A 14,313-nucleotide genomic window follows, 5' to 3' on the forward strand; every position below is an offset into this window, starting at 1 on the left:
GGACCTCAGAAGTCCATGCCGGCGCCGGCCGGCATTGCCGGGCTGGCGGCTTCCTTCTTCGGCTTCTCGGCCACCATTGCCTCGGTGGTCACCAGCAGGCCGGCGACAGACGCGGCATCCTGCAGCGCGGTGCGCACCACCTTGGCGGGGTCGATCACGCCCTGGCCATAGAGATCGCCGAACTCGTTGGTCTGAGCGTTCCAGCCCCAGCCGAATTCGCTCTTCTCGCGCAGCTTGCCGACGATGATCGAGCCTTCAGAACCGGCATTTTCCGCGATCTGGCGGACCGGCGTCTCGATGGCGCGGCGCACGATCTCGACACCGGTCTTCTGGTCGGCATTGTCCGTCTGGACAGCATCGAGCGCCTTGGCGGCCCGAAGCAGCGCGACGCCGCCGCCGGGCAGCACGCCTTCCTCGACAGCCGCGCGGGTCGCGTGCAAGGCATCGTCGACGCGGTCCTTGCGCTCCTTGACCTCAACCTCGGTCGAGCCGCCGACGCGGATCACCGCGACACCGCCGGCAAGCTTGGCCAGCCGCTCCTGCAGCTTCTCGCGGTCATAGTCGGAGGTGGTCTCCTCGATCTGGGCCTTGATCTGCGCGACGCGGCCCTGGATTTCTTCCTTGCGCCCGACGCCGTCGACGATGGTGGTGTTTTCCTTTTCGATCACCACCTTCTTGGCGCGGCCCAGCATCTCCAGCGTCACATTCTCGAGCTTGATGCCGAGATCCTCGGAGATCGCGGTGCCGCCGGTGAGGATCGCGATGTCTTCCAGCATGGCCTTGCGGCGGTCGCCGAAGCCCGGCGCCTTGACGGCCGCGACCTTGAGGCCGCCGCGCAGCTTGTTGACGACCAGCGTCGCCAGCGCCTCGCCCTCGACATCCTCGGCGATGATCAGCAGCGGCTTGCCCGACTGGACCACCGCTTCCAGCACCGGAAGCAGCGCCTGCAGGTTGGCGAGCTTCTTTTCGTGGATCAGCACGTAGGGCTCGTCAAGTTCGACGCGCATCTTGTCCTGGTTGGTGACGAAATAGGGCGAGAGATAGCCACGGTCGAACTGCATGCCTTCGACGACTTCCAACTCGGTCTCGGCGGTCTTGGCTTCCTCCACCGTAATGACGCCTTCATTGCCGACCTTCTCCATCGCTTCGGCGAGGAAGCGGCCGATCTCGGCGTCGCCATTGGCGGAGATGGTGCCGACCTGCGCGATCTCGTCGTTGCGGGTCACCTTGCGGGCGTTGGCCTTCAGCTCGGCGACCACGGCGTCCACCGCCTTGTCGATGCCGCGCTTCAGGTCCATCGGGTTCATGCCCGAGGCAACGGCCTTGGCGCCCTCCTTGACGATGGCCTGGGCCAGCACGGTCGCGGTGGTGGTGCCGTCGCCGGCAAGGTCATTGGTCTTGGAGGCTACTTCGCGCACCATCTGCGCGCCCATGTTCTCGAACCTGTCCTCAAGCTCGATTTCCTTGGCGACAGTGACGCCATCCTTGGTAATGCGCGGCGCACCGAACGACTTTTCGATGACGACATTGCGCCCCTTGGGGCCGAGCGTCACCTTCACCGCATTGGCCAGGATATCGACGCCGCGCAGCATCTTCTCGCGCGCTTCGGTATGGAATTTTACCTCTTTGGCAGCCATTGGATCACTCCTCTATCTCTAGGCAGCATTCGTTGACTGGTGGATTTTCTAAGAAGCCGTCAGGCGGCCTTCTTCACTTGCGCGGTCTGTTCGATCACGCCCATCACGTCACTTTCCTTCATGATGAGCAGATCCTCGCCATTGAGCTTGATCTCGGTGCCGGACCATTTGCCGAAAAGGATACGGTCACCCACCCTGACATCCAGCTCGGTCAGTTTGCCGCTGTCGTCGCGCGCGCCGGGACCGACGGCGATGACTTCGCCTTCCTGCGGTTTTTCCTTGGCGGTATCGGGAATGATGATGCCGCCGGAGGTCTTTTCCTCGGCCTCGATGCGGCGGACCAAGATACGGTCATGCAATGGACGGAACGCCATGTCGTTCTCCTCTTGGGACAAACAGGTTTTCAGCTTCCTCCACACCGGACCGGCAATTCGGGCCGATGCGGAATGCGGCGACCCTTTGTCAGGCATCGCGCGCGCATATCGAGCTAGTTTTCCCTTTTTTCGGTTTCAAGAGGCCGGCCAGAAAATTTTAGCACTCACGCCGTCGGAGTGCCAACTCACTGTTATAGCGGTCTTATTCGCTCTGCGTCGGGAGCCGCCCCTTGAATTTACGCCTAGATCCGGCAAAATTATCCGAGCCGGTACCATCGCCGGCGCCGGAACCGCTCACCCTCTGAAGGAGTTGTTTACCGACGGCGCACATTGATGGGCCGAGAGACTTTTTCGCCGTTGCGGCCACCGCTGCCGCCGAAAGGAGACACGAATGATCGCAAGCGTCAGCAAGGAGTTCCGCCTCCAGATGGAAGGCTATGGCCTGACCACCGCACAAATCCATTACCGTCTGCCTGACCATCGGAGCCTGCTGCAGCTTTATGTCTGGCAGGACTACGACCTGGCGCCGGAGTTCCCCGAACTCAAGGGCTTTCTCTCCTATTGGGAGCGCGAATTGGACGGGCCGCTTCACTCCGTCCACATCGCCCACCACCGGCTCATCACCCCATCGGAATGGCGGGCGGTCGACGGTGTCATCACGGTCCAGTAAGGGCGGCGTCATCGCGCGGTGCTGACCTTACCAGAAGCCGACCAGCGACCTCACCATCGCCTTCGCACCCGCCATCTGCAAGCAAGCTTCAGATACGATGATTGACCAGCGCCACGCCGAGCCCGGCAAGGATCGAGCCGCAGGTTCCCGGCACCAGCCACCTTGCGCCGCTTGCCGGGGACCGCGCAAGCGCCAGCGAGGCGATGCCGGCCGCCGCCAGGTCCGCCATCGAGAACCAGCGGATCAGCGTTTGTCGATGAGATCGCAATGCCGCCACAGCCGCGTTGGATGCCCTCACAAAGCCAGGCTTCCCTGTTCCGCCCCCTCGGCATTGGGATCGCCGGGCGCCGTTGCCCAGGCGAGTTCGACCAGCGTCACGGTGCGCTTCCCCGTGCCGTCGAGCTGGCAGACGATGAGGCCCTGCTCCTCGATATAGGTGAGCAGCCGCCGGGCGCGGCGCATGGAATGCGAGCCGTAGGCGCGGGCAATCGCGCCATCGCTCGGGCACGGCCAGCCCTCCTTCGCCGCGCGCGCGATCATCATGAACACGCCTTGCATGTCCTCCGGCAGCAGCGAAGCGCGCACCGAGACGTCGCGCCACACATCGTCCTCGCTGGCTTCGGCCCCCAGTCCGGCACGGGCGCGCGTCAACATGCGCCGGAAGGTGGGCAGGTCAGGCACGACCGAGGCGAGGCCCTCGATGCGGCAGCGCACGACAAACTCCTGGTAGAGCACCCCGATCACGCGGAAGCCCGCGTCGGGTTGTGCAAGAATGGCGCGCAGCACGCGGTCCACCCGCTCGCGCCGCTCCGCCAGATCCTCGGCGCTGACTTGCGGCTCCGCCGGTTCGGGGCGGATTTCCAGCGCAGCCGACTTCGCCACCATCAACTGGTCGAGCAGGTCCGGCGACGCCACCCGGCGCGGCGCGCGCATCGTCTCGGGCGGCGGGGCGGCCAGGATGATGGCGCGGGCATCCTCGAGCGCCGCCTCCGGCAGCGGCATCAGCTTGGGCGTGCCGTTGCGCGGGCTGGTGTCGGTCGGGCCGATGCGCAGGCCGAGCGGCCGGCGCGACAGTGCCGGCCCCAGCGCCATGAACTGGCCGCGCTCCAGATCGCGGAACGCCTCCGCCTGCCGCCGCTCCATGCCCAGGAGATCGGCCGCGCGCGCCATGTCGATATCGAGGAAGGTGCGGCCCATCAGGAAATTGGAGGCTTCCGCCGCGACGTTCTTGGCGAGCTTGGCCAGCCGCTGCGTGGCGATGATGCCGGCAAGCCCGCGCTTGCGGCCCCGGCACATCAGGTTGGTCATGGCGCCGAGCGAAAGCTTGCGCGCCTCGTCCGACACCTCGCCGGCCACCGCCGGCGCGAAAAGCTGAGCTTCGTCGACCACCACCAGCATCGGGTACCAGTGGTCGCGCGCGACCTCGAACAGCCCGCCGAGAAAAGCAGCGGCGCGCCGCATCTGGTTCTCGGCATCGAGGCCTTCGAGGTTGAGCACGGTCGAGACCCGGTGGATGCGCGCCCGCTCGCCGGCCGCCTGCAGGCCGCGCTCGGTGTGCTCCTCGGCATCGATCACCAGATGGCCGTAGCGTTCGCCCAGGGATACGAAGTCGCCTTCCGGATCAATGATGGTCTGCTGCACCCAAGGCGCGCTCTGTTCCAGGAGACGCCGCAAGAGGTGCGACTTGCCGGAGCCCGAATTGCCCTGCACCAGAAGGCGGGTCGCCAGCAACTCCTCGAGATCGAGTTTCGCCGGCGCGCCCGCTGTCGTCTGTCCCATCTCGATCGCAACGGTCATGCCAGACTCATCAGCTCCTTCGCGGACGGGCTTAGCAATCCGATCGCGGCCCGTCGAGCGGGGCATGGCCGGCGATTCGCGTTGCGCACAGCCGAGACAATGACGACCTGGCCGCGATGGACGGCCGCAATCCGGCGGGCCTGCCGTTTACGGCCCTGACCTGTGGATAGTAACCGCCTGTTCACCATGGGCCGGCGTTTCGATTGCGGCGGCCGGCCATCCGCTTAGCCTGGCCTCTGCATCGCCCCCCAAAGCGATGCACCCCAACGCCCCCAAATGGCGGCCGGCGTTTTCAAGTTTCTCTCCAAACGTATACGCCGGTCGCCACCCCTTTCGACTACAGCCTCGGCGCCTCATGCGGCTCGACCTGTCCTGGGACTGGCGGCAATCGCGGCGCGTCCAGACCCTCGAAGGGATCACGCCAGGCGTCGATCGCTCCAAGCCGCCGATACCAGCGATCGACCAGTCGATAGTCGCCGAGCGGCAGGCCCGCGACATCGTTGAAAGGCAGGAAGGTCGCCATGCGGAAGTCGGCATAAGAAACTTCGTCTCCGACCAGCCATTGCCGGCCCACAAGCGCGGTCTCCAGGATCGCCGCCGTCGTGTGAAACAGTTTCAGCCCATCCTCGACCAGTTGGTGATCGATCGGCCCGATGTGATAACGCTGCTTGGTGCCGCGCTCGAAATGCACCATGTCGCAGGCCCGCATGAAATTCTCCTTGCCCCAACTCAGCCAGCGGATCATCTCGGGCTCATCGTCGCCGCTGCGCCAGAAATCGGACCCCATGTCGCGCGACAACCGGCAGGCTATGGCGTCGGCCTCCCACAGGCTTCCGCCGGGCCAGACCAGTATGGGCAGGGAAAGGTTGGGATTGAGCGGCCGAAATCGCTCCGCTTGCCCCGGCGCGAACGGCGACGCGAATTCGAAGGTCACCCTCGCCCCGAGATGACGCGCCACCGCGACCCCCAGGCGCGGATTGGGGTTGCGGCTGAAGTACAGTTTTGTTTCCACCCCAGCCGGCATCGGCTCGACTTCGTCACTCATGAATGCCTCTCCTTGTCTCGGCGACCGTCGCCAGATCAAGGACGGATGCGACTGGTGCAATCCGACAAATCATCCACTCCCCGCGCGCCGGGCGGAACGAGCAGCCTATCGAAACAGGATGGGTTGCGCAAAGTTTGGGTTGACCGTCTCCGACGACGAGGCGACACTTCATCCCACAGCAAGGCAGGAGGAAATACGATGGACGAGCCCGACCGCTGGCGCCACATGTCGAGCGCGCCAAAAGACGGCAGCCGGATCCTCGTGACGGTCCGCCCATCCGAGCAGGGGCCGGCGGAAGTCGACCTCGCCTACTGGTCACGCGCCGATCAGTTCGGTGACGAGGGCTGGCGCGCCTCCGATTCCTCGCCCGGCCGCGTCGTCGAATATGCCGAGCCGGAGCTGAAGTGCTGGATGCCGATGCCCTCGGCCAATCTCAGCCGGGGCGCCTCGATGCCAGCGCCGTGGGAAGGCGACGACGCGCAACAGCTGGACGGCTCGGGGATTTAGCGCGCCGGCCGCTTCGTCCTCTCAGAACAGAAACGCCGCCGTCACCGGATTCGGACCGTTACGGCCGTCAGCCGAATCCATGCCGGCGATCGTCTCCAGGTCCTGTGCGTCCAGTTCGAAATCGAAGACATCGAAATTGGCCGCGATGCGGTCCTGGCGCACCGACTTCGGGACGACGATCAGCCCTTGCTGGAGATGCCAGCGGATCATTGTCTGCGCGGTGGACTTGCCGTGTTTGCGGGCAATGCCTGATATGGTCGGGTCGCTCAGCAACCGGCCGCTGCCCAGCGGACTCCAGCTTTCCGTATGGATGTCGTGCCGGGCGTGAAATTCCCTCAGATCGCGCTGCTGGAAGCGCGGGTGCAGCTCGATCTGGTTGACGACGGGCGTCACGCCCGTCTCGCCGATGATGCGCTCCAGATGATCCCTGTTGAAATTCGAAACGCCGATCGACTTGATGCGGCCGGCCTGCTGCAGCTCGACGAGCGTCTTCCACGCCTCGACATATTTGTCCTGGCTGGGCACCGGCCAATGGATCAGGAACAGGTCGAGCTGCTCGACGCCGAGCTTCTTCATCGTGTCGTCGAAGGCCCGAAGCGCCGCATCGCGCTGGTGGGCGCCGTTGCGCAGCTTCGAGGTGATGAACAGCTCTGCCGCCGGCACGCCGGCGGCGCGGATCGCCTCGCCGACCCCTTCCTCGTTCCGGTAACCCTCGGCGGTGTCGATCAGCCGGTAACCAGCCTGAATCGCCCAGCCCACCACCTGCGCCGTGATGTCCTGATCGACCTGCCAGACGCCAAGGCCAAGCTGGGGAATGGCGGTGCCGTCGTTCAACGTGATCTGTTCGGGCATGGGAGAATCCTTTTGTGGGGGATGGTCCAGCCTATCTAGGTTTGGCACCGCACAACGGCCAGTCGATTGGGGAAAATTCGCGGACCCTTATTTCGGCCGGCGCACCGCCCTCACCACGCCGGCGTTTCCGCTGCCGCAGAACAGTCGGTCGGCGCCATCGGATTCCAGCCCCGAGATGCCCATGCCGGCAGGCATGTCGAGCTTCTCCAGAACCTTGCCCGTCCGCGGGTCGACGCGGCGCAGATCGCTTTCGTCGCCCTCCCAGGTGGCGTGCCACAATTCGCCGTCGACCCAGGTCACCCCGGTGACGAACCGGTTGGATTCGATGGTGCGCAGGATCGCGCCGGTCTCGGGGTCGATCTGGTGGATCTTGCGCTCCCGGTGCTGGCCGACCCATAGCGTGCCTTCGGCCCAGGTCAGCCCGGAATCGCCGCCATTGCCGGGGGCTGGAATGGTGGAAAGCACCTCGCCCGTGTCGGGATCGATCTTCTGGATGCGGTCCTTGGCGAGTTGGAAGAAATGCCGGCCGTCATAGGCGGTGCCGGCATGTGCCGCGACATCGATCGAGCGCAAGGCCTGCCCACTCTCCGGATCGAAGGCGTTCAGCCTGTCGCCCGAGGCGAACCAGACATTCTTGCCGTCAAAGCTTACCCCGGCCACTGTATTGGCACCGGGAAAGGGCCCGTATTCCCTCAAGATTTCGGCTGCCGAATGTTTCATGTCCTGTCCCTCGATGGTGGTCGTCGTCACTTTCTAGCCATTGGGAAGCGGCGCGGGGAGTAACAAGGTGGTCGTGAAACCCGCCACCGGCGGCGTCATCCAGCGGCGCGCCCGGCCATGGCCGAAGGATTGTACCTTGCCGGCCTCGGCAAGCGGCTCAAGCGCCCGCTGCACGCTGCGCTGGCCGGTTCCAAGTGCCAGCGCCAGGGCCGAGCTCGACCAGGCCTCGCCGTCGGCCAGCAAGGCAAGCACGGCCGCGTGCCGTTCCTCGATCGGCCGCGCCAGCACCACCACCGCATGGGCCTGGCGCGGCACCAGCGTGAAGCCATGCCTGGTGGCGCTGATGCCGGCCAATGCGCGAAGCTCGGCACGCAGCCGCCCGATCTCGACGCGCAGGCGCGCGCGATGCGATTCATCGGCATGCTTGCCGCCGAAGGCCCGCGCCACGAGTTCCCCCCGCGAAACATCACCGGGCCAGGCTTCGGCGAGCGTCCGCGCCAAGGCGAACAGCACAGGCCGGCTCGCCAGCGAAACCGTGGTCCGCCCAACGCGCACGGCGTAGCGGAAAGCATCGACGACCAGCGCCGGCGATCCCTGCAATGCCTCGACCTCTTCGAGCAGCAGCGGCTGCTCCCTGCCCTGCGCGATCAGCCGCGCCGCGGGTGTCTCCAGTGCCAGCCACGCGCTGTCGACCTCCGCGATGAGGCCGGGAATGCCGGCCTTGCGAGCGGCATGGCGCGCCCACTCCAGCGCCGCGCGCGCCGGCCTGGTCCGCAGGCGCCGCATGGCGATGCCGGCGACGGCGAGTTCGTGCGCGGCTCTTGCCGCCGGCGGCAGCGGCGCCGGGTCGAGCCCGGCGAGCACCTGCTCGGCCTCGTCGAGGCGGCCGATCAAGAGCAGGCGCCGTACCTTGAGGTGACCGGCATGCGCTGCGTTCAACCGGTCGCCATGCTTTTCCAGCGCCGTGCGGGCCGCGTCGAGCGCCTTGGCCGGCCAGCCCAAATCGCGCGAAACCAGCGCGATCTCGGCCTCGGCGACGACGCATCTGGCGCGCGCCACCGCCTCTTTCGGACTGAAGGCACGCGCGGCCCGCCGCAACAAGAGCTTGGCGCGATCGAAGTCGCCGAGCTGCGCCATGGCAATGCCGCGCAGCGCCAGCGCCGGCGCATCCTCGCGCAGGGCAACGCGGTCGAGCGCGCCGAGCGGATCGCCGGCCGCCAGCGCCAGCGCTGCCGCGGTGATCAGCGAGTCCATTCAAATCCCGTCACACTTGTAACTCCCATCTCGGCGCAGCGCCGCCCTAACTTACGTCAGTACCGTCAACCAGCAAGACGTGCCGGCAATGACGGCAGCATGGGAGAACCAGAAAATGCCTGCCTCCACCAACCTCGACCTCGACGCGGCCAATGATACGGCCAAGCGCGCCGCACGCCACCCCTGCTGCGCCGGGCCGGATCTTTCGGATTTCGCCGCGCCTACGGCTCCCCCACACGTCCAGGCAACACCACACCGCAACGACGCCACGACCGGCAAAGGAGAAGACCAATGACCATGACCATGAACACCCCACCGATCGTCTCACAGCAGGATTGGAACGCCGCGCACGAAAAGATGCTGGTGAAGGAGAAGGCGACGATGCGCGCCAGGGACGCGCTGTCGGCCGAACGCCGGCGCATGCCGTGGACGGAAGTGGACAAGGCCTATGTCTTCGAGGGCCCTGACGGCAAGGTGAGCCTGCTCGACCTGTTCGAAGGCCGCCGCCAGCTCATCGTCTACCGCGCCTTCTTCGAGCCCGGCGTCTATGGCTGGCCCGATCATGCCTGCCGCGGCTGCTCGCTCGGCGCCGACCAGGTCGGCCACCTCGCCCATCTCAACGCCCGCGACACCACCCTCGCCTACGCCTCTCGCGCCCCGCAGGAAGACATCGAGCGGCTGAAGACACGGATGGGTTGGGAGATGCCCTGGTATACGATCACCGATAGCTTCGACAAGGACTTCGGCGTCGACGAATGGCACGGCCACAACGTGTTCATCCATGACGGGAACCGCATCTTCCGCACCTATTTCATCAACAACCGCGGCGACGAGGCTTTGGGCACCGTCTGGAGCTATCTCGACATCACGCCGCTCGGCCGCCAGGAGGTGTGGGAAGACTCGCCCGAAGGCTACCCGCAGACGCCACTCTACAGCTGGTGGAACTGGCACGACAATTACGATGCCGGAGCCGACAAGAAATGGGCCGAAGTGTCAGCTGCCGGCGAGGCCGCGTTCCGCGACAAGGGCAACCAGTAAGCTGGCGCAAGTCCGTCCAGCCTGGGTTCCTCTTCCCGCCTCCGGCAGGGCCGAGGACCCCAGGTCATGACGGGCCGCAACCATCAAGGGAATAAGATCATGAGCGATATCCCTTCCGGCATCGGCAGCGTGACCCCCGAAAATGTCGTCCCCCATGGCATAGCCGACTGGCTATGCCTCGCCGCGGCGCCGACCTTTGCGGTGATGGCGCTGCTTTCCCGTCTTCACGGCGGCGACGGGACCATGCTGTGCATGGGCGCCTCGCCGCTGGCCGGCTCGATCCTGACCGGCATGCCGGCCATGTATCTGCTGATGAGCGCTTTCCATCTGGCGCCGTGGCTGAGGGTGATGTCCCGCCGCTAGGCGCTGAGAAGGCATGGCTCTGCCCGACTCCGGCGCCCGACCTCACGTCGCGATGTCATTGACCGGCAGCAATGGCTTGGGAAGATCGCTCTCGCCGAGCCCGGCGCGCATCTCGATCTCGATGTCGCGGCAGATTTGCGAGATCGGCACGTCGTTGGCGTTGCCCTCGAAAGGGTTGGCGCTGCTCTCGCCGACCTGGTCGAGGGACATGTAGGCCCAGCCCAGCAGCGTGCTGAACGGGATCGTCAGCCAGATGCCGATCGAGCCGAGCATGCCCCCCAGCTTGCCCATGTCGGCGAACACCGGAACCACGCCGAACGGCAGCAGCGTGCAGAAGATCATGACGAACATGGAACTGACGATGGCGTATTGCCGGGGATAGGGATTGTTCTTGATGCGGTCGCAGCGCGCCTGCTGGTCGTGGAAGTCGCGGATCAGCTTCGTCAGTTCGCCATGGATCTGCGGCGGGACCTTGGCGTCCTTGAACAGTGCATTGACCTGGACGGACTGCAATTCGAGCAGGGCTATCGCCGGACGAGGCGATTTCAGGACATCCGCGGTCTGGTCGCCCAGCAGCGGGCGTAATTCGTCGGCGATCGAACCCTTGTCCTCCTGAATGTGGTAACGCCGTCGGTATTCGATATTGGCGGCGTTCCCCATGGATTCCCACGGCATCGGCCGCCGCAGCGCGTATCGCAGCGCCGTCATCCAGGCGATATGGCGGTAGATGAGCTGCCTGGCCGTCGGCGTATCGAGGAAATCCCGACAGAAATTCGACCATACGCGGCTGCTGGCCGTGATCTGCGTGAAGGCCTGCAGCGCCTCACTGCTGCGGGTGAACACCTGCGAGTTCTTGAAGCCGGCGACCAGCGACACCGTGGTGCCGAGCACCAGCACCACCGACCATGGCACGGAGAACCCGGCAATGCCCGGAAAGCGGTAGGCAGCCACGGCCAGCCCACTCACCACCACCATGTAGAGGACGCTGCGCCGTGACCACAGTGCGAAATCGATCACCTTGTAGGAACGGCCTACATACATTGAAATGCCCCTCAATCACGAACGGGCGGCAATCGGACCACCGGTAGCCTGACGCCTATCATATCGTTTGCACAGGGCGAAGAGCCGTCGACCGCGGTGTGCGCAGGACGCCGCCATGGGCACAGGATCTCGCCCGCGCCCGTGATCGTTCCCCCTATTTAAATTGCACTTCGGCTTGGCGAGTTGCAGGCGTCCGCCAGTTCCGCCCGGCGAGTGGTTGTGGAAGACCGTCTTGAAGGATTCCAGCAGCACCGGACTGCACCGTCGGCAAGGCCTGGACTCCGATCGACGCCGGCGTGGGTTCACCAATAAGCGACTTCATCATGGCAAGCGCCTCGGCGACGCCCTTGTCATCGGGACGCCACGAGCCGGTAGCCTTTGGCGATCTCGATTGCCGAGCGCAGGCCGAGATCGACCGTGGTATCGGAATGTCGATGCCTTGCGCGCACATCGAGGACAGCGTGTCGAGCGCCAGCTGGTCTCATGCCACCTTCTCGTAGCGGGCGCGGCTCAGGCTGACCAGGCAGGCGATGGCCGCGCAGATGCCGGCCAGGACCAGCGCGAGGCTGGGTGCGCCTGTCAGCGGCACGGTCGCGAAAATGATCGACATCGAAATGGCGCCAAGCGTTTGTCCCAACAGCCGTGCCGTGCCCTGCATGGCTCCCGCCGCACCGCTGCGCGCCTTGGGTGCGGAGAGAAGCAGGATGCGATTGTTCGGCGTCTGGAAAAGACCAAAACCCGTGCCCGCGACGACGGTTCCGACCAGGAAGGCAATCGCCCTTGGACCGGGCGGTGTCAGGCCCGCGATCAGAAGGCCGATCGCCAGCAACCCGCCGCCGGCGGCGCACAGCCACGCTGTCTTGAAACGATCGGCCAGCCGCCCCGAAATCGGAGCGATGATGATCGTCGCGATGGGCCATGGCATCATGTAGAGGCCCGCCTGGACCGGGCTCATGTGCAAGGTGTGCTGCAGGTAGAATGGCAGCGCGACGTAGCTGAGCATCTGCCCGGTGAAGCACGAGATCGAAGCGATGACGGCTACCCGGAAGGCTGGATCGGCCAAGAGGTCGGTCGGCACGATCGGTGCGGCACTCCTGCGTTCGAGAGACAACAAGATGACGAGGCACAGGACGGAACAACCGATCAGGATCGACCCGCTGACCGGCGCACCGGCGATGCGGTCGGCGCCCGTGAAGAACAGGATGAACATCAGTGTGTTGGCCAGCAATGCCACGAGGTTGAGGTGACGCTTCACGCCATCCAGATGCGCAAGCAACCCGCCAGACAACAGGACGATGATGCCGATCGGGATGTTGACGGCGAACAGCCACGGCCAGCTGGAAACGGAGAGGATCGCGCCGGCGACACCAGGGCCGGCGGCCGCGGAAATCGCGATCGTCATCGCGTTGAAGCCGATGACGGTTCCGAGCAGCCGCTGCGGCACCGAAACGCGCAGGTTCATCGGCCCGGTCGCCATGATGGCGCCCGCCCCCAGTCCCTGGATGGACCGGGCAGCCACAAGAACAGGCAGGCTGCCGGCGAAGGCGCAGGCCGCGGAAGCCACCGTGAACAGCGCGACACCCAGAAGAAAGACACGCCGGGGGCCGTGGATCTCGCCCAGCGCGCCGCAAGGCAAAAGAGCCACAAGCACCGCAAGCTGGTAGCTCGACACCACCCACACGGTGCTGCTGGCACTGGCATTGAGCGACGCCGCGATGGATGGCAGCGCGACATTGGCGATGGCGCCGTCCAGCACGACGAGCACCAGCGTCATCAGCAGGACGCCGATGGCCAGGTAGCGGCGTGGCGACGGCAGGCCGTCATGGGCGGGAGTGATCGTTGCGGCTATGGACATCGGAGGCTCCGCTTCGTGGATTGTCGCCGCATCGATACCGCTCACCCCATTATTGCACCAGACGCAACGGAGTAAATTGACCGTTGCGTCAAACGCCTCATCCCGTTAGGCTCTCTCATGCTCGATCTCGACCTGAACCTTCTGGTGGCGCTTGACGCCTTGCTGCGGGAGCGCAGCGTCTCGGGCGCCGCCAAGAAACTTGGCCTCAGCACGTCCGCGATGAGCCGCACACTGTCGAGATTGCGGCTGGCGCTGGGCGATCCCATCCTGGTGTCGGCGGGACGCGCCATGGTGGCGACGCCTCATGCCGAAGCGATTGCCGAACAGGTGCACACGCTGACGTCGGAGGTCCGGTCCGTGCTCAGCCCCTCGCCGGAGATCGACATCAGCCAGGTGCGGCGCGATTTCACCATCCGGGCCAATGAAGCCTTCGTGCTGCTCTACGCCGCGCGTCTCCATGCCCTTGTCACCAGTGCCGCGCCCGGCATAAGGCTGCGCTTCGCGCCCCGGCCGGACAAGCGCATCGAACTGCTGAGAGAAGCCACGATCGACCTCGATATTGGCGTGCTTTCGGGTGATGGTGCCGAATTGCGTGGTCAGGCGTTGTTCGATGACCGTTTTGTCGGTGTGGCGAGAACGGGGCATCCGCTTCTGGAGACCGAAATAACCGCTGAGCGTTACGCCGCGTGCCGGCACGTGGTCTCATCCCGGCGAGGCCATTTCATCGAACCGATCGATGAAGCACTCGCCGAACTCGGCCTTTCGCGAAATGTCGATCTGGTGGTGCCGAGCTATCCGGCGGTCGTCGCGGTCGCAGCCGCATCCGATCTCGTTGGACTGGTGCCGCGCTCGTACCATCTGGGTGCGACAGGCCGTACCCAGATGTTTGATCTGCCGGTGGCAATCCCAGGCTTCACCATCACCCAGGCATGGCACCCCCGCATGGATGCCGATCCCGTGCATCGCTGGCTGCGATCGTTGATCTTCAAGGAGTTTCCGAGCGCGGTTCGCCGGCTCGAGCAGCCGGCGACGGCAGGAAGTCTGGTGGCCGATCGACGGCGGGCCGACTGATCCTGTTCCTGGACCCGGAGCAGTCGCCGAGCTGCCATGCCGGAGCCAAATTCAGCCGCCCCCAAACACGATCGCACGATCAGCGTTTG

General features: G+C 65.3%; 17 protein-coding genes. 7 read left to right on the forward strand and 10 right to left on the reverse strand.

The features are described 5' to 3' along the window. Nucleotides 1-5 precede the first annotated feature (5 nt). Nucleotides 6-1,637 carry a chaperonin GroEL gene (groL, locus tag FJ543_RS18470; RefSeq protein WP_140876344.1) on the reverse strand — a complete coding sequence of 544 codons (1,632 nt, stop codon included), beginning with the start codon at nucleotides 1,635-1,637 and terminating at the stop codon, nucleotides 6-8. A gap of 59 nt (nucleotides 1,638-1,696) precedes the next feature. Next, nucleotides 1,697-2,011, reverse strand: a complete 315-nt coding sequence (locus tag FJ543_RS18475) for a co-chaperone GroES (RefSeq protein ID WP_015316962.1) — start codon at nucleotides 2,009-2,011, stop codon at nucleotides 1,697-1,699. A 391-nt stretch (nucleotides 2,012-2,402) separates the two neighbouring features. Here FJ543_RS18475 and FJ543_RS18480 point away from each other — a divergent pair, with 391 nt between their 5' ends. Continuing rightward, complete coding sequence (locus tag FJ543_RS18480; protein WP_015316961.1) at nucleotides 2,403-2,681, forward strand: usg protein; 279 nt, start codon at nucleotides 2,403-2,405, stop codon at nucleotides 2,679-2,681. Between the two features lie 88 nt (nucleotides 2,682-2,769). On the opposite strand, the gene FJ543_RS18485 is transcribed toward FJ543_RS18480, so the two are convergent. The 3 genes from FJ543_RS18485 to FJ543_RS18495 all read right to left on the reverse strand — a co-directional run bounded on the left by FJ543_RS18485 (nucleotide 2,770) and on the right by FJ543_RS18495 (nucleotide 5,523). Beyond that, nucleotides 2,770-2,979: a hypothetical protein gene (locus tag FJ543_RS18485; protein ID WP_181174005.1), complete on the reverse strand. Its 210-nt coding sequence runs from the start codon at nucleotides 2,977-2,979 to the stop codon at nucleotides 2,770-2,772. Continuing rightward, nucleotides 2,976-4,478 (reverse strand): ATP-binding protein, encoded by a 1,503-nt coding sequence (locus FJ543_RS18490; protein ID WP_140876346.1) that lies wholly within the window; start codon nucleotides 4,476-4,478, stop codon nucleotides 2,976-2,978. The genes FJ543_RS18485 and FJ543_RS18490 overlap by 4 nt, the downstream gene beginning before the upstream one ends. Nucleotides 4,479-4,815: 337 nt before the next feature. Then, nucleotides 4,816-5,523 (reverse strand): glutathione S-transferase family protein, encoded by a 708-nt coding sequence (locus tag FJ543_RS18495; RefSeq protein ID WP_181174006.1) that lies wholly within the window; start codon nucleotides 5,521-5,523, stop codon nucleotides 4,816-4,818. Between the two features lie 198 nt (nucleotides 5,524-5,721). Here FJ543_RS18495 and FJ543_RS18500 point away from each other — a divergent pair, with 198 nt between their 5' ends. Then, complete coding sequence (locus FJ543_RS18500; RefSeq protein ID WP_015316958.1) at nucleotides 5,722-6,030, forward strand: hypothetical protein; 309 nt, start codon at nucleotides 5,722-5,724, stop codon at nucleotides 6,028-6,030. A gap of 21 nt (nucleotides 6,031-6,051) precedes the next feature. Here the strand turns inward: FJ543_RS18500 and FJ543_RS18505 are convergent, their stop codons facing one another. From FJ543_RS18505 to FJ543_RS18515, 3 genes are all read right to left on the reverse strand, one after another. Continuing rightward, nucleotides 6,052-6,882 (reverse strand): aldo/keto reductase, encoded by an 831-nt coding sequence (locus FJ543_RS18505; protein ID WP_140876348.1) that lies wholly within the window; start codon nucleotides 6,880-6,882, stop codon nucleotides 6,052-6,054. 87 nt (nucleotides 6,883-6,969) lie between these two features. Beyond that, nucleotides 6,970-7,602, reverse strand: coding sequence for a PQQ-binding-like beta-propeller repeat protein (locus tag FJ543_RS18510; protein WP_140663347.1), 633 nt, complete (start codon nucleotides 7,600-7,602; stop codon nucleotides 6,970-6,972). Between the two features lie 33 nt (nucleotides 7,603-7,635). Continuing rightward, nucleotides 7,636-8,856: a helix-turn-helix domain-containing protein gene (locus FJ543_RS18515; protein WP_140791276.1), complete on the reverse strand. Its 1,221-nt coding sequence runs from the start codon at nucleotides 8,854-8,856 to the stop codon at nucleotides 7,636-7,638. 115 nt (nucleotides 8,857-8,971) lie between these two features. Here FJ543_RS18515 and FJ543_RS18520 point away from each other — a divergent pair, with 115 nt between their 5' ends. The 3 genes from FJ543_RS18520 (at nucleotide 8,972) to FJ543_RS18530 (ending at nucleotide 10,257) form a co-directional block, all read left to right on the forward strand. Next, nucleotides 8,972-9,151 carry a hypothetical protein gene (locus tag FJ543_RS18520; protein WP_140876350.1) on the forward strand — a complete coding sequence of 60 codons (180 nt, stop codon included), beginning with the start codon at nucleotides 8,972-8,974 and terminating at the stop codon, nucleotides 9,149-9,151. Next, complete coding sequence (locus FJ543_RS18525) at nucleotides 9,148-9,894, forward strand: thioredoxin family protein (protein WP_140663351.1); 747 nt, start codon at nucleotides 9,148-9,150, stop codon at nucleotides 9,892-9,894. Before FJ543_RS18520 ends, FJ543_RS18525 begins: the two co-directional genes overlap by 4 nt. 99 nt (nucleotides 9,895-9,993) lie before the next feature. Further along, on the forward strand, nucleotides 9,994-10,257 hold the full coding sequence (locus FJ543_RS18530; RefSeq protein ID WP_140663353.1) for a hypothetical protein: 264 nt from the start codon (nucleotides 9,994-9,996) through the stop codon (nucleotides 10,255-10,257). Between the two features lie 42 nt (nucleotides 10,258-10,299). Here the strand turns inward: FJ543_RS18530 and FJ543_RS18535 are convergent, their stop codons facing one another. Beyond that, nucleotides 10,300-11,298 carry a bestrophin family ion channel gene (locus FJ543_RS18535; protein WP_140876352.1) on the reverse strand — a complete coding sequence of 333 codons (999 nt, stop codon included), beginning with the start codon at nucleotides 11,296-11,298 and terminating at the stop codon, nucleotides 10,300-10,302. 296 nt (nucleotides 11,299-11,594) lie between these two features. On the opposite strand from FJ543_RS18535, the gene FJ543_RS31480 reads away from it, so the two are divergent. Next, on the forward strand, nucleotides 11,595-11,798 hold the full coding sequence (locus FJ543_RS31480; protein WP_181174007.1) for a hypothetical protein: 204 nt from the start codon (nucleotides 11,595-11,597) through the stop codon (nucleotides 11,796-11,798). Here FJ543_RS31480 and FJ543_RS18545 read toward each other — a convergent pair. After that, nucleotides 11,780-13,153, reverse strand: a complete 1,374-nt coding sequence (locus FJ543_RS18545) for an MFS transporter (protein ID WP_181174008.1) — start codon at nucleotides 13,151-13,153, stop codon at nucleotides 11,780-11,782. The genes FJ543_RS31480 and FJ543_RS18545 overlap by 19 nt on opposite strands. Before the next feature lie 117 nt (nucleotides 13,154-13,270). Here FJ543_RS18545 and FJ543_RS18550 point away from each other — a divergent pair, with 117 nt between their 5' ends. Beyond that, nucleotides 13,271-14,224 (forward strand): LysR family transcriptional regulator, encoded by a 954-nt coding sequence (locus FJ543_RS18550; protein ID WP_140876354.1) that lies wholly within the window; start codon nucleotides 13,271-13,273, stop codon nucleotides 14,222-14,224. Nucleotides 14,225-14,313 lie beyond the last annotated feature (89 nt).

Origin of the sequence: Mesorhizobium sp. B2-5-7 (assembly GCF_006440875.1) — a bacterium.
GTDB lineage: Bacteria > Pseudomonadota > Alphaproteobacteria > Rhizobiales > Rhizobiaceae > Mesorhizobium > Mesorhizobium australicum.

Coding starts and splice junctions, on each gene's coding strand:
- FJ543_RS18480 (WP_015316961.1), top strand. CDS start 2,403: ATGATCGCAAGCGTCAGCAAGGAGTTCCGCCTCCAGATGGAAGGCTAT.
- FJ543_RS18525 (WP_140663351.1), top strand. CDS start 9,148: ATGACCATGACCATGAACACCCCACCGATCGTCTCACAGCAGGATTGG.
- FJ543_RS18520 (WP_140876350.1), top strand. CDS start 8,972: ATGCCTGCCTCCACCAACCTCGACCTCGACGCGGCCAATGATACGGCC.
- FJ543_RS18500 (WP_015316958.1), top strand. CDS start 5,722: ATGGACGAGCCCGACCGCTGGCGCCACATGTCGAGCGCGCCAAAAGAC.
- FJ543_RS18535 (WP_140876352.1), bottom strand. CDS start 11,298: ATGTATGTAGGCCGTTCCTACAAGGTGATCGATTTCGCACTGTGGTCA.
- FJ543_RS18475 (WP_015316962.1), bottom strand. CDS start 2,011: ATGGCGTTCCGTCCATTGCATGACCGTATCTTGGTCCGCCGCATCGAG.
- FJ543_RS18530 (WP_140663353.1), top strand. CDS start 9,994: ATGAGCGATATCCCTTCCGGCATCGGCAGCGTGACCCCCGAAAATGTC.
- groL (WP_140876344.1), bottom strand. CDS start 1,637: ATGGCTGCCAAAGAGGTAAAATTCCATACCGAAGCGCGCGAGAAGATG.
- FJ543_RS18550 (WP_140876354.1), top strand. CDS start 13,271: ATGCTCGATCTCGACCTGAACCTTCTGGTGGCGCTTGACGCCTTGCTG.
- FJ543_RS18515 (WP_140791276.1), bottom strand. CDS start 8,856: ATGGACTCGCTGATCACCGCGGCAGCGCTGGCGCTGGCGGCCGGCGAT.
- FJ543_RS18505 (WP_140876348.1), bottom strand. CDS start 6,882: ATGCCCGAACAGATCACGTTGAACGACGGCACCGCCATTCCCCAGCTT.
- FJ543_RS18495 (WP_181174006.1), bottom strand. CDS start 5,523: ATGAGTGACGAAGTCGAGCCGATGCCGGCTGGGGTGGAAACAAAACTG.
- FJ543_RS18510 (WP_140663347.1), bottom strand. CDS start 7,602: ATGAAACATTCGGCAGCCGAAATCTTGAGGGAATACGGGCCCTTTCCC.
- FJ543_RS18545 (WP_181174008.1), bottom strand. CDS start 13,153: ATGTCCATAGCCGCAACGATCACTCCCGCCCATGACGGCCTGCCGTCG.
- FJ543_RS18490 (WP_140876346.1), bottom strand. CDS start 4,478: ATGACCGTTGCGATCGAGATGGGACAGACGACAGCGGGCGCGCCGGCG.